The sequence below is a fragment of the Pseudomonas sp. RC10-4-2 genome, assembly GCF_050433085.1.
Lineage (GTDB): Bacteria > Pseudomonadota > Gammaproteobacteria > Pseudomonadales > Pseudomonadaceae > Pseudomonas > Pseudomonas aeruginosa.
This window is the reverse complement of the sequence record NZ_JBNPXX010000003.1, coordinates 598,883-611,704: the sequence shown is the minus strand read 5'-3', so window position 1 is coordinate 611,704 and position 12,822 is coordinate 598,883. Positions and strand designations below refer to the sequence as shown.

At 68.3% G+C, this 12,822-nt stretch carries 10 protein-coding genes; 1 reads left to right on the top strand and 9 read right to left on the bottom strand.

Annotated elements, in window-relative coordinates; translation table 11 throughout:
- Positions 1-46 precede the first annotated feature (46 nt).
- The 6 genes from liuE to liuR all read right to left on the bottom strand — a co-directional run bounded on the left by liuE (position 47) and on the right by liuR (position 7,091).
- Positions 47-949: a bifunctional 3-hydroxy-3-isohexenylglutaryl-CoA lyase/hydroxymethylglutaryl-CoA lyase gene (gene liuE, locus FHW81_RS18275; RefSeq protein ID WP_003117340.1), complete on the bottom strand. Its 903-nt coding sequence runs from the start codon at positions 947-949 to the stop codon at positions 47-49.
- A 20-nt stretch (positions 950-969) separates the two neighbouring features.
- Positions 970-2,937 (bottom strand): methylcrotonyl-CoA carboxylase subunit alpha, encoded by a 1,968-nt coding sequence (gene liuD, locus FHW81_RS18270; RefSeq protein WP_023091377.1) that lies wholly within the window; start codon positions 2,935-2,937, stop codon positions 970-972.
- Positions 2,934-3,731, bottom strand: coding sequence for a gamma-carboxygeranoyl-CoA hydratase (locus FHW81_RS18265; RefSeq protein ID WP_003088598.1), 798 nt, complete (start codon positions 3,729-3,731; stop codon positions 2,934-2,936). The genes liuD and FHW81_RS18265 overlap by 4 nt, the downstream gene beginning before the upstream one ends.
- 13 nt (positions 3,732-3,744) lie before the next feature.
- Positions 3,745-5,352, bottom strand: a complete 1,608-nt coding sequence (liuB, locus tag FHW81_RS18260) for a methylcrotonyl-CoA carboxylase subunit beta (RefSeq protein ID WP_003100387.1) — start codon at positions 5,350-5,352, stop codon at positions 3,745-3,747.
- Between the two features lie 122 nt (positions 5,353-5,474).
- Complete coding sequence (liuA, locus tag FHW81_RS18255) at positions 5,475-6,638, bottom strand: isovaleryl-CoA dehydrogenase (RefSeq protein WP_003100385.1); 1,164 nt, start codon at positions 6,636-6,638, stop codon at positions 5,475-5,477.
- A gap of 48 nt (positions 6,639-6,686) precedes the next feature.
- The gene (gene liuR / locus FHW81_RS18250; protein WP_012614228.1) at positions 6,687-7,091 is read right to left on the bottom strand and encodes a liu genes transcriptional regulator LiuR; all 405 of its coding nucleotides are present in this window, start codon (positions 7,089-7,091) and stop codon (positions 6,687-6,689) included.
- 192 nt (positions 7,092-7,283) lie between these two features.
- Between liuR and FHW81_RS18245 the strand changes: the two genes are divergently transcribed.
- Entirely contained in the window at positions 7,284-8,213 is a 930-nt protein-coding gene (locus FHW81_RS18245) for an SdiA-regulated domain-containing protein (protein WP_003088602.1), read from the top strand.
- Between the two features lie 22 nt (positions 8,214-8,235).
- Here FHW81_RS18245 and FHW81_RS18240 read toward each other — a convergent pair whose 3' ends face one another.
- From FHW81_RS18240 to mexX, 3 genes are read right to left on the bottom strand one after another with little or no spacing between them, the layout of a single operon-like run.
- Positions 8,236-8,454: a hypothetical protein gene (locus FHW81_RS18240; protein WP_023091376.1), complete on the bottom strand. Its 219-nt coding sequence runs from the start codon at positions 8,452-8,454 to the stop codon at positions 8,236-8,238.
- Positions 8,454-11,591: a multidrug efflux RND transporter permease subunit MexY gene (mexY, locus tag FHW81_RS18235; RefSeq protein ID WP_023091375.1), complete on the bottom strand. Its 3,138-nt coding sequence runs from the start codon at positions 11,589-11,591 to the stop codon at positions 8,454-8,456. Before mexY ends, FHW81_RS18240 begins: the two co-directional genes overlap by 1 nt.
- Positions 11,592-11,606: 15 nt before the next feature.
- A complete protein-coding gene (gene mexX, locus FHW81_RS18230) occupies positions 11,607-12,797 on the bottom strand; it encodes a multidrug efflux RND transporter periplasmic adaptor subunit MexX (protein ID WP_003118551.1) in 1,191 nt (396 codons plus the stop codon).
- Between the last annotated feature and the right edge of the window lie 25 nt (positions 12,798-12,822).

The following is a 12,822-nucleotide window of genomic DNA, read 5'->3' as shown; positions in this document are numbered from 1 at the left end:
TGATGTCAGGTAGGGTGGATAACCGCCCGCGGTTATCCGCCGCTTCTCAGGCCTTGGCCAGCAACGCCTTCGCCGCTCGCGATCCGTTGCTCTTGCCGAGCACCGCGCAGATGCGCTGGCCGGCGTCGACCAGGGCGTGCATGTCGACCCCGGTATGGATCTCCAGGCCGTTCAGCAGGTAGAGGACGTCTTCGCTGGCGACGTTGCCGGTGGCGCCCTTGGCGTAGGGACAGCCGCCGAGACCGGCCACCGAGCTGTCGAATACCGCGACGCCTTCCAGCAGGCTGGCGTAGATGTTCGCCAGGGCCTGCCCGTAGGTGTCGTGGAAGTGCCCGGCGAGGCGCTCGCGGGGAACCTCGCTGGCCACCGCCTCGATCAGCCGGCGGGTGGCGCCGGCGGTGCCGACGCCGATGGTGTCGCCCAGGGACACTTCGTAGCAGCCCATCTGCTGGAGTTCACGGGCGACCCAGGCGACCTGGCGCGGATCGACATCGCCGTCGTAGGGACAGCCGAGCACGCAGGAAATGTAGCCGCGCACCCGCACCTGGTGCTGGCGCGCCGCCTCCAGCACCGGTACGAAGCGCTCCAGGCTGTCCCTGATCGAGCAGTTGATGTTGCGCTGGGAGAAGGCTTCCGACGCGGCGGCGAACACCGCCACTTCCTTCACCCCCGACTCCAGCGCCGCCTCGAAGCCTTTCAGGTTCGGCGCCAGCGCCGCGTAGGTCACGCCGGGACGCTGGCGGATGCCGGCGAACACCTCGGCCGAGCCGGCCATCTGCGGCACCCACTTGGGCGAGACGAAGCTGCCCACTTCGATGTAGTCCAGGCCGGCGGCGCTCAGGTCATCGACCAGGCGGATCTTGTCGGCCACCTCGATCGGCTGTTTCTCGTTCTGCAGTCCGTCGCGCGGACCGACTTCCACCAGGCGGACCTTCTTCGGCAGGTTCATGCTGTTCCTCGTCTTGGCTGTCAGGCCTGGTTCTCGTCCAGCTCCACCAGCGGCGTGCCTTCCTCTACCAGTTCGCCCTCGCTGCAATACAGCGCCTTCACTACCCCGGCGTGGGGCGCGCGGATGCTGTGTTCCATCTTCATCGCCTCCAGCACCACCAGGGCGGTGCCGGCTTCGACCGTCTGGCCGGGCTCGACCAGGACCCGCACGATACTGCCGTTCATCGGCGCGCTCAAACCACCCTGGTGGGCATGGGCGGCCTCGGCCTCGGCGATCGGGTCGACGGCTTCGATGGCCAGCAGTTCGCCCTCCCATTCGAGGAACAACTGGCGTCCGCGGCGCAACGCCGCCGAGCGACGGGTGACACCGTCCACCCGGCTGACCAGGTCGTCGCCGTCCAGGCGATACTGGCTGGGGCTGGCGTGGCGCAGGCGGACGCAGCGGCGTTCGTCGCGGCAGCGCAGCATCAGGTCGGCCTCCCGCGCCAGGGCGCTGCGCCAGCCGTCGTTGCGGCTCCACGGCGAATGCGGGTCGTCGTCGCGACGGTGGCCCGGTTCGCTCTGCAGCCAGGCTTCGGCGGCGGCTTGCCAGAAATGCTCCGGCAGCGCTTGCGGCGCCGGCAGCAGGTCGTCTTGGTGGCGCGCGATGAACCCGGTGTCCAGTTCGGCGGCGGCGAACGCCGGATGGCCGAGGATGCGGCGGAGGAACGCCAGGTTGGTGCGCAGGCCGCCGACCGAGGTTTCCGCCAGCATCGTCAGCAGGCGCTGGCGGGCTTCCTCGCGGGTTTCGCCCCAGGCGATCAGCTTGGCCAGCATCGGGTCGTAGAACGGCGAGACCTCGTCGCCTTCGCGTACCCCGCTGTCGACCCGCCGGCCGGGGCCGGCGGGCGCTTCGCGGTACAGCGCCAGGCGGCCGCTGGCGGGGAGGAAGCCGCCCTCGGGGTCTTCCGCGTAGAGCCGCACTTCGATGGCGTGGCCGTTCAGCGGCACCTGTTCCTGTGTCAGCGGCAGCGCCTCGCCGCGAGCGACGCGGATCTGCCAGGCGACCAGGTCGAGGCCGGTGATGGCCTCGGTGACCGGGTGTTCCACCTGCAGGCGGGTGTTCATTTCCATGAAGAAGAACTGGCCGCGTTCGTCGAGGAGGAATTCGACGGTACCGGCGCCGACGTAGCCGATCGCCTGCGCCGCGCGTACCGCGGCCTCGCCCATGGCCCGGCGCAGTTCCACACCGAGACCGGGGGCGGGGGCTTCCTCGACGACCTTCTGGTGGCGGCGCTGGATCGAACAGTCGCGTTCGTTGAGGTACAGGCAGTGGCCATGGCGGTCGGCGAATACCTGGATCTCCACGTGGCGCGGCTTCAGCAGGTATTTCTCCACCAGCATCCGCGCGTCGCCGAAGGCGGCCTTGGCCTCGCGCTGGGCGGAGGAAAGGGCCTCGGCCAGCTCGGCCTCGCGCTCCACCACCTTCATGCCCTTGCCGCCGCCGCCAGCGGCGGCCTTGAGCAGCACCGGGTAGCCGATGCGCCCGGCTTCCCGGCGGAAAGTCTCGAGGTCCTGGGCTTCGCCGTGATAGCCGGGCACCAGCGGCACGCCGGCTTCTTCCATCAGCGCCTTGGCCGCCGACTTGCTGCCCATGGCGTCGATGGCCGCCGCCGGCGGTCCGAGGAAGAGCAGGCCGGCTTCCTCGCAGGCGCGGGCGAAGTCGGCGTTCTCCGAGAGGAAGCCGTAGCCGGGGTGGATCGCCTGGGCGCCGCTGGCGAGGGCGGCGGCGATGATCCTGTCGCCGCGCAGGTAGCTGTCGACGGGCTTGGCGCCGCCCAGGTCGACGGCGATGTCGGCTTCGGCGACGTGGCGGGCGTGGCGGTCGATGTCGCTGTGCACGGCGACGCTGCCGATGCCGAGGGCGCGCGCGCTGCGCATCACCCGGCAGGCGATCTCGCCGCGGTTGGCGACCAGGAGGCGCTGGATGCTGCGGTAGTCCGGGTTCATGCGTCGTTTCTCCAGGCGGGCGTGCGTTTCTCCAGGAAGGCGCGCAGGCCTTCCTGGCCTTCCGGGCTGATGCGGATGCGGGCGATGGCCGCCTCGGTGTAGCGGCGCAGCGCCGGGCTCAGCTCGGCGGCCTCGACCTCATGGTAGAGCGCCTTGCAGGCGACCAGGGCGCGCGGGCTGTTTTGCAGCAGGTTGGCGATCCAGGCCTCGGCCTGGCTTTCCAGTTCGGCGGCGGGACAGCTTTCGCTGAGCAGGCCCAGTTCGCTGGCGCGGCGTCCGTCGAAGCGCTCGGCGGTCAGCGAATAGCGCCGCGCGGCGCGCTGGCCGATGGCCTTGACCACGAACGGGGCGATGGTCGCCGGGATCAGGCCGATGCGTACCTCGGACAGGCAGAAGGTCGCGTCGTCGCTGCCGATGGCCATATCGCAGCAACTGACCAGGCCGACCCCGCCGCCGAACACCGCGCCCTGGACCACCGCCAGGGTCGGCTTGGGCAGGTTGTAGAGATGGGTCATGAGTTCGGCGATGCGCTGGGCGTCGGCCAGGTTGCCCTGGTAGTCGAGGTCCACCGACTGCTGCATCCAGGCCAGGTCGGCACCGCCGCAGAAGTGCCGGCCACGGCCGCGCAGCACCAGCAGGCGGACCTGCGGGTCGCTGCCGACGCGATCGATGGCCTGCAACAGTTCGTCGATCACGACGGCATTGAAGGCGTTGTTCTTTTCCGCCCGGTCCAGCCACAGGGTGGCTACGCCGCGCGGGTCGATCTCAAGCTGGATGGTCTGGAATTCGCTCATGCTGGTCTGCTCGTCACATGCGGAACACGCCGAAGGCGGTCGGCTCGATGGGGGCGTTGAGGGCGGCGGAAAGCGCCAGGGCGAGCACCTCGCGGGTCTGCGCCGGATCGATCACGCCGTCGTCCCACAGTCGCGCGCTGGAGTAGTAGGGATGGCCCTGGTGCTCGTACTGTTCGAGGATCGGCGCCTTGATCTTCGCCTCCTCTTCGACGCCGAGCTGCTGGCCGGCGCGCTCGGCCTGCTCGCGCTTGACCTGGGCGAGCACCCCGGCGGCCTGTTCGCCGCCCATCACGCCGATCCTCGCGTTCGGCCACATCCACAGGAAGCGCGGGTCGTAGGCGCGTCCGCACATGCCGTAGTTGCCGGCGCCGAAGCTGCCGCCGATCAGCACGGTGAACTTCGGAACCCGCGCGCAGGCCACCGCGGTCACCAGCTTGGCGCCGTGCTTGGCGATGCCGCCAGCCTCGTACTTCTGGCCGACCATGAAACCGGTGATGTTCTGCAGGAACAGCAGCGGGATGCCGCGCTGGCAGGCCAGTTCGATGAAGTGCGCGCCTTTCTGCGCGGCCTCGGCGAAGAGGATCCCGTTGTTGGCCAGGATGGCTATCGGATAGCCGTGCAGGTGGGCGAAGCCGCAGACCAGGGTGGTGCCGAACAGCGCCTTGAACTCGTCGAACTCGGAGCCGTCCACCAGCCGTGCGATCACTTCGCGCACGTCGTAGGGCTGCTTGCTGTCGGCGGGAATCACCCCGTACAGCTCCTCGGCGGGGTACAGCGGTGCGCGCGGCGCACGGCATTGCAGCTGGCCCTGCTTGCGCCAGTTGAGGTTGGCGACGCAGCGGCGGGCGATGGCCAGGGCATGGTCATCGTCCTCGGCATAGTGGTCGGCGACCCCTGAGACCTTGCAGTGCACGTCGGCGCCGCCAAGTTCCTCGGCGCTGACCACCTCGCCGGTAGCGGCCTTCACCAGCGGCGGCCCGGCGAGGAAGATGGTGGCCTGTTCGCGCACCATCACGGTTTCGTCGGACATCGCCGGCACGTAGGCCCCGCCGGCGGTGCAGGAGCCCATGACCACGGCGATCTGCGGGATGCCGCGGGCACTCATGTTGGCCTGGTTGAAGAAGATCCGGCCGAAGTGCTCGCGGTCGGGGAACACCTCGTCTTGGCGCGGCAGGTTGGCGCCGCCGGAGTCCACCAGGTAGATGCATGGCAGGCGGTTTTCCAGGGCGATGGCCTGGGCCCGCAGGTGCTTCTTCACAGTCAGCGGATAGTAGGTGCCGCCCTTCACCGTGGCATCGTTGCCGACGATCATGCATTCCACCCCTTCGACCCGGCCGATCCCGGCGACGATGCCGGCGGCGGCGACCTCTTCGCCGTAGACTTCGTGGGCGGCGAGGGCGGAAAGCTCGAGGAACGGCGAGCCGGGGTCGAGCAGGCGGTTGATGCGTTCGCGCACCAGCAGCTTGCCGCGCGCGCTGTGCCGGGCCTGGGCGGCGCTACCGCCGCCTTCGTGGATGCGGCCGAGGAGGGTGCGCAGGGCGTTGACCTGTTCCAGCATGGTCGCGGCGTTGGCCGCGAACTCGGCGGAGCGTGGATTGATCTGGGTGTGCAGGATGGCCATGGCGGTGGCTCCGTGTCGAGGTGGGCGGAAGCGGTTGGCGCCCGCTCCCGACCTGGCGATGCGCCTGTCGATGCAATGGAATGCCCTCTCCCTGGCGGCAAAGGGCCGGAAAGAGCGAGGCTTCAGCGGGTTTCGTTGAACAGCTCGCGGCCGATCAGCATGCGGCGGATCTCGCTGGTGCCGGCGCCGATCTCGTAGAGCTTGGCGTCGCGCAACAGGCGGCCGGTGGGAAACTCGTTGATGTAGCCGTTGCCGCCGAGGATCTGGATCGCGTCCAGGGCCATCTGGGTGGCGCGCTCGGCGCTGTAGAGGATCACCCCGGCGGCGTCCTTGCGGGTCGTCTCGCCGCGGTCGCAGGCGGCGGCCACGGCGTACAGGTAGGCGCGGCTGGCGTTGAGGGCGGTGTACATGTCGGCCACCTTGCCCTGGACCAGCTGGAATTCGCCGATGCTCTGGCCGAACTGGCGGCGGTCATGGATGTACGGCACCACCACGTCCATGCACGCCTGCATGATTCCCACCGGGCCGCCGGAAAGCACCACGCGCTCGTAGTCGAGGCCGCTCATCAGTACCTTGACCCCGCCGTTGACCGCGCCGAGGACGTTCTCCTCGGGTACCTCGACGTCCTGGAAGATCAGTTCGCAGGTGTTCGAGCCGCGCATGCCCAGCTTGTCCAGCTTCGGCCCGCGACTGAAGCCTTTCCAGTCGCGCTCGACGATGAACGCGGTGATCCCGTGCGCGCCCTTGTCCGCGTCGGTCTTGGCGTAGATCACATAGGTATGGGCATCGGGACCGTTGGTGATCCACATCTTGCTGCCGTTGAGAACGAAGCGGTCGCCGACCCGGTCCGCGCGCAGCTTCATCGAGACCACGTCGGAGCCGGCGTTGGGTTCGCTCATCGCCAGCGCACCGATGTGTTCGCCGGATACCAGGGCCGGCAGGTAGCGGGCCTTCTGTTCGGCGTTGCCGTTGCGCTTGATCTGGTTGACGCAGAGGTTGGAATGCGCGCCATAGGAGAGCGCCACCGAAGCCGAGGCCCGGCTGATCTCTTCCATGACCACGGCGTGGGCCAGGTAGCCCAGCGCCGAACCGCCGTACTCCTCGTCGACGGTGATGCCGAGCAGGCCCATCTCGCCGAACTTGCGCCACATGTCCATGGGGAACTGATTGTCCTGGTCGATCTGCGCGGCGCGCGGCTGCAGTTCGGCGGCGACGAAGCCGCGCACCTGGTCGCGGAGCATGTCGATGGTTTCGCCGAGGGCGAAGTTGAGGCTGGGATAGGTCATGCTTTCACCTGTAATTGTGCTTGTCCGGTTTAAAGCTTTGAATGAGGTTTATGTTTCAACTGTCTGTTTGTTATAGCTTTTGATAAGCGCCGCTCGACAGCGCTCCTCGGCAGTATCCAGTTCCAGCTGCATCTGTTCGATGTCCAGCAACTGTTGTTCCAGCTGGGCGCGGCGCTCGGCGATCTTCTCCAGCATGGTGTTCAACTGCTTCTGGTTGCCGCTGCTCGGGTCCGGGTCGTAGAGCTCGATCAGTTCGCGGCATTCGGCGAGGGAAAAACCGATGCGCTTGCCGCGCAGGATCAGCTTCAGGCTGACCTTGTCGCGCGGCGAATAGATGCGTTCCTGGCCGCGTCGCTCGGGGGAGAGCAGGCCTTGCTCCTCGTAGAAGCGGATGGCGCGGGTGGTGATGTCCAGTTCGCGGGCGAGATCGGAGATGGTGTAGGTGATGGACATACGCTGGCACCTGCTTGTTTACCTTTACGTTAACGTAAAGCTGCGCCGAAATCCTGTCAACGCCTGGAACGGGGGAAAAATGACAGCCGTGAAAGATGCTTGTCAGAAAGATTTAATCGGCGCCTCATGAAAGGGCGCGGATGGCTCTGTTCTGCTTCGCCGAACACTGTGTTTCTCGGAGGAGTCGTAACGATGAGTCGGCTGATGACCTACAGGACGCTGCTGGCTTGCCTGCTCGCCGCGTTGCTTGCGCTGCTGGTGGCGGGCCAGCAGCAGCGCGCGTTCGAGCGAATCTGGTTCAAGCTGGAGCAGCGCTACGGCGGCGATGTTGCGCGCGAGAACGCCCTGCGCCTGGCCGACTATCGGGTCGATATCGAAGCCCGCGTGCTGGGCGCGGAGTCCAACGTGTCGGCGCTGTCCTTCGACCCCAGCCGGCGCAGCCTGGTCAGCGTGACCAACCAGGACCCGCATTTCCTCGAACTGTCGCTGGACGGCGAATTGCTGCGACGCATCCCCCTGCGCGGTTTCCAGGATCCGGAGGCTATCGAGTACATCCGGCCCGGCGTCTACGTGGTCGCCGAGGAGCGTCGCCAACGCCTGGTGGAGATCCATGTCGACGCCGACACCCGGGTGATCGACATCGACGATCCGCGCAACGCCCGGAAGTTCTCCCTGGGCAGTGCAAACAAGCGCAACAAGGGCTTCGAGGGGTTGGCCTACGACCCGCTGCGCGAGCGCCTGTTCGTGGCCCGGGAAAAGGCGCCGGTGGGCATCATCGAGGTAAACGGCTTCTTCAACGACCGCGGCGAGGCGCTCGACCTGAGCGTCGGCGGCGACCCGCAGCGCGATCGCGGGTTGTTCCTCACCGATCTGTCGAGCCTCTACTACGACAAGGCCAGCGATCACCTGCTGGTGCTTTCCGACGAGTCGCGGGTGGTCATCGAACTGGATCGCGCCGGGGATCCGCTCGGCAGCCTGACCCTGCGTGGCGGCAACCATGGCCTGACGGACGACGTGCCGCAGGCCGAAGGGTTGGCGATGGACGACCGGGGCAGCCTGTACGTGGTCAGCGAGCCGAACCTGTTCTACCGCTTCAGCCGAGCGCTGCCAGCGGCCGACTAGGGTGGGAAAAGGACGGCGGAATTCAGGCTTGCGCGCCGGATAGCGCCGGCGCGTAGCCGATCATCTGTCGCAGCAGCGGGTCGGTGAACTGTTGTTGCCAGTCGTCCAGCTTGCCCCGAAGGTCGGGGCCGTTGGCCGGAACGATGGGGGTCGCGCGCGGCTGGCGAGGCGTCGGCGAGCAGGCGCCGAGCAGCCCGACGCACAGTGCCAGGGTGGGGAGTGAGAGTTTCGCTAGGGGCATCAGGCTTGCTCCGTCGGGATCCGGGGCGAGTTGCCGGTGCGCGGCGCCTTGCGCAACCGGAACAGGCGCCCGACCACCAGGAAGAACAGCGGTACCAGGAACACCGCGAGTACCGTGGCGGTGACGATCCCGCCGAGCACCCCGGTGCCGATGGCGACCTGGGCGCCGGAACCGGCGCCGCTGGAGAGCGCCAGCGGGACCACGCCGAAACCGAACGCCAGCGAGGTCATGACGATCGGTCGCAGGCGCAGGCGCGCGGCCTCCAGGGTCGCCTGCAGCAGGCTCATGCCTTCCTGGTAATGGTCCTTGGCCACCTCGATGATGAGGATGGCGTTCTTCGCCGAGAGGCCGATGATGGTGATCAGGCCGACCTTGAAGTAGATGTCGTTGGGCAGACCGCGCAGGCTCACCCCGAGCAGTGCGCCGAGTACGCCCAGCGGCACCACCAGGATCACCGCCAGCGGGATCGACCAGCTTTCGTAGAGAGCGGCCAGGGCGAGGAACACGATCAACACCGAGAGGGCGAACAGCGCCGGCGCCTGGGCGCCGGACAGGCGTTCTTCGAAGGACTGGCCGGACCACTCGTGGGCGATGCCCTCGGGCAGGCCCTGCATCAATTCCTCCATCGCCTGCATGGCTTCGCCGCTGCTGTAGCCCGGCGCGGCCTGGCCCTCGAGGTTGAACGAGGGATAGCCGTTGTAGCGGGTCAGTTGCGGCGGGCCGAGGGTCCAGGCGGCCTTGGCGAACGTCGCCAGCGGCACCATCTCGCCCTGCTCGTTGCGCACGTGAAGCCGGCCGATGTCGTCGATGCCCAGGCGCTTGGCGCCGTCGGCCTGGACCACCACCTTGCGCACCTGGCTGCCGTGCATGAAGTCGCCGATGTAGTCCGAGCCGAACATCACCGCCAGGGTGGTGTTGATCTCGTCCATGCTCACGCCGAGGGTCTCCGCCTTGCGCCGGTCGATGTCAAGGCGGATCTGCGGCGCCTCGCCCTGGCCGGCGAACATCACGTTGGCCAGACGCGGGTCCTCGGCGGCGCGCGCCAGCAACTGGTCGCGGGCCTTGACCAGGGCCTCGTAGCCAACCCCGCCACGGTCCTGCAGGCGGAAGTCGAAGCCGCTGGTGGAACCCAGGTCCGGCAGCGGCGGCGAGTTCATCGCATACACCGTACGGTTGGGCAGGCCGGCAAAGCGCTGGTTGATGCGCTCGACGATGGCGCCGACGTGCTGGCTGGCCTCCCGGCGTTCCGACCAGTCCTTCAGGGTGGCGAAGATCATCGCCGAGCTGGTGCCGTCGCCGTACAGGCTGAAGCCGCCGACCGCATAGGCGTAGGCCACCGGTTCGTGCTCCGCCAGGTAGCGCTCGACGTCGCCGACGTTGGCCATGGTCTCCGCCATCGGCGTGCCTTCGGGCTGCATCACCATGATCATGAAGTCGCCCTGGTCCTCTTCCGGCAGGAACGCCTGCGGCAGGCGCACGAAGAGCAGGGCGACCACGCCGATGACCAGGGCGTAGACCAGCATCCAGCGGATCGGCCGGGCGAGGATGCCGGCCACCGCGTTGCGGTAGCGTCCGGTCAGGCGCAGGAAGGCGCGGTTGAACCAGCCGAAGAAGCCGCGCTTCTCATGGTGGTCGGCGTCGATCGGGCGCAGCAGGGTGGCGCACAGGGCCGGGGTCAGCGACAGCGCGAGGAACGCCGAGAAGCCGATGGAGACCGCCAGGGTCACCGCGAACTGGCGGTAGATGTTGCCCACCGCGCCGCTGAAGAACGCCATCGGCACGAACACCGAGACCAGCACTACGGTGATGCCGACGATGGCCCCGCTGATCTGGCGCATCGCCTTGACCGTGGCGTCGTGCGGCGACAGGCCTTCCTCGGCCATCAGCCGCTCGACGTTCTCCACCACGATGATCGCGTCGTCCACCAGGATGCCGATCGCCAGGACCATGCCGAACATGGTCAGCACGTTGATCGAGAAGCCCAGGCCGAGCATCACCGTGAAGGTGCCCAGCAGGGCCACCGGCACCACCAGTGTCGGGATCAGGGTGGCGCGGAAGTTCTGCATGAACAGGTACATCACGGCGAACACCAGCAGCATCGCCTCGAGCAGGGTGCTGACCACCTTCCTGATCGAGATCTCGACGAACGCCGAGGTGTCATAGGGGATGTTGTAGCTCACGCCCTCCGGGAAGTAGCGCGACAGCTCGTCGAGGGTGGCGCGGATGCGCTTGGCGGTGGCCACCGCGTTGGAGCCGGGCGCCATCTTCACCGCCAGGCCGGTGGCGGTCATCTGGTTGACCCGCGAGACGAAGCCGTACTCGCTCTGGCCGAACTCGACGCGGGCCACGTCGCGCAGGCGGATCGCGCCGCCGTCGGCGCGGATGCGCAGCGGAATTTCGCCGAACTGCTCGGGCGTCACCAGGGTGTCGTCGACCTTCACCGTGGCGCTGATCGGCGCCGAGTCGGGGACCCCGAGGTTGCCGATGTCGCCCACGGTGAGGCGGGCGTTGTGCCGGCGCACGGCGTTGACCAGGTCGCTGGCGCTGAGGTTCATCGAGGTCAGCTTGGCCGGGTCGGGCCAGATGCGCATGGCGTACTCGGCGCCCCAGGTCTCGACCTTGCCCACGCCCTCCACCCGGCGCAGCGCCTGCAACACGTTGGACGAGGCGATCTCGCCCAGCTCCATGGCGTCGTAGCGGCCGCTGGAGGAGGTAAGGGTAACGATCAGCTGGATGCTGTCCGCCGCCTTCTCCACGTAGATGCCGTCGCGCCGCACCGATTCGGGCAGGCGCGACTCGACGATCTTCAGGCGGTTCTGCACTTCCACCGCGGCGAGGTCGGCGTTCACGCCCTGGCGGAAGGTCAGGGTCAGCGAGGCCTGGCCGGTGCTGCTGGTGGCCTTGGTGTAGAGCAGGCCGGGCGCGCCGTTCATCTCGCGCTCGATGATCGCGGTCACCGCTTCCTCGACCACCTTGGCCGAGGCGCCGGGATAGCTGGCGCTGACGTTGACCACCGGCGGCGCGATGTCCGGGTACTGGGCGACCGGCAGGAAGCGGATCGCCAGGACCCCGGCGAGCACGATCAGCAGGGAGATCACCCAGGCGAAGACCGGCCGGTCAATGAAGAAACGAGCCATTCGTAGCGTTCTCCGTCACTGGCCCGCCGGCGAGGCGGCCAGCGGTGAGGGGGCGTCGGCGCTGGCCGGCTGGCGGACCACCGCCTGGACGCTGGAGCCGGCGGCATGCTGGGCGGCGTTCTCGACGATCACACGCTCGCCGCCCTTGAGCCCGCGGCTGATGATCCAGTCGCGGCCCTGCAGGGTGTCGGCGCGGACCTCCACGTCTTCCACCACGCCCTGTGGGTTGACCACCTTGACCACGGCGGACTGGGCGGTACGGATCAGCGCGTCGCGCGGGACGGTGATCGCCTGCGGGTTCACCGCGCGCTGCAGGCGCACCTGCACGTAGCCGCCGGGCAGCAATTCGCGATGCGGATTGCGGAACAGGGCACGCATGGCGATGGTGTCGGTGCCGGGGTCGACCGCCAGGTCGGAGAACAGCAGCTCGCCGGCCAGCGGGTACTCGCTGCCGTCGGCCAGGACCAGGCGCACGGCGATGTCCTTGTCGGCGACACCCTTCACCTGGCCTTCGCGGATCGCCCGCTGCATGGCGGCGACTTCGCCGGCCGGCTGGGAGAAGTTCACGTAGATCGGATCGATCTGCTCGACGCGGGTCAGCGGTGTCGGCGAGTCCTCGCCGACCAGCGCGCCTTCGGTGACCAGCGCGCGCCGCGCGCGGCCGTCGATCGGCGCGGTGACCGTGGCGTAGCCCAGGCGCAGGCGGGCCTGCTCCAGTTCGGCCTTGGCCGAGGCGATCTGCGCCAGGGCCTGGCGCGCGTCGGTCTGCGCTTCGGTGTACTCGCGTTCGCTGATGGCGCGGTCCTTGATCAGGTCGGCGTAGCGCTTGAGCTTGTCGGCCGCCGCCGCGTGGCTGGCCTCGGCCCGGGCCAGGGCGCCGCGGCTGATGTCCAGGGCCGCCTTCAAGGGCGCAGGGTCGATCTGGAACAGCACGGTGCCGGCGCGGACGTCCTGGCCTTCCTCGTACAGGCGACGGGTGACGATGCCGGCGACGCGCGCCCGCACTTCAGCCTGGCGGTACGCTTCCAGGCGTCCGGGCAGCTCGCTGGTGATGCCGATAGGCGCCGGCCTGGCGACGATCACGCCGACCTCGGCGGGGGCCTCCGCAGTCTTCCCGGCGTCCGCTGCTTCTTCGCAGCCCAGCAGGAATAGGGCGACCAGGGCCGCCAGCAGCCCGCGCAGCGAGCCGGTCCATTGGATGTGCATGGGTGTCCCTCGATTCGTGAACTCG

Bases quoted from the DNA above. Each gene is read 5' to 3' on its own strand.
- liuE (WP_003117340.1), bottom strand. From the start codon at position 949: ATGAACCTGCCGAAGAAGGTCCGCCTGGTGGAAGTCGGTCCGCGCGAC.
- FHW81_RS18245 (WP_003088602.1), top strand. From the start codon at position 7,284: ATGAGTCGGCTGATGACCTACAGGACGCTGCTGGCTTGCCTGCTCGCC.
- liuD (WP_023091377.1), bottom strand. From the start codon at position 2,937: ATGAACCCGGACTACCGCAGCATCCAGCGCCTCCTGGTCGCCAACCGC.
- liuR (WP_012614228.1), bottom strand. From the start codon at position 7,091: ATGTCCATCACCTACACCATCTCCGATCTCGCCCGCGAACTGGACATC.
- FHW81_RS18265 (WP_003088598.1), bottom strand. From the start codon at position 3,731: ATGAGCGAATTCCAGACCATCCAGCTTGAGATCGACCCGCGCGGCGTA.
- liuB (WP_003100387.1), bottom strand. From the start codon at position 5,352: ATGGCCATCCTGCACACCCAGATCAATCCACGCTCCGCCGAGTTCGCG.
- mexY (WP_023091375.1), bottom strand. From the start codon at position 11,591: ATGGCTCGTTTCTTCATTGACCGGCCGGTCTTCGCCTGGGTGATCTCC.
- mexX (WP_003118551.1), bottom strand. From the start codon at position 12,797: ATGCACATCCAATGGACCGGCTCGCTGCGCGGGCTGCTGGCGGCCCTG.
- liuA (WP_003100385.1), bottom strand. From the start codon at position 6,638: ATGACCTATCCCAGCCTCAACTTCGCCCTCGGCGAAACCATCGACATG.
- FHW81_RS18240 (WP_023091376.1), bottom strand. From the start codon at position 8,454: ATGCCCCTAGCGAAACTCTCACTCCCCACCCTGGCACTGTGCGTCGGG.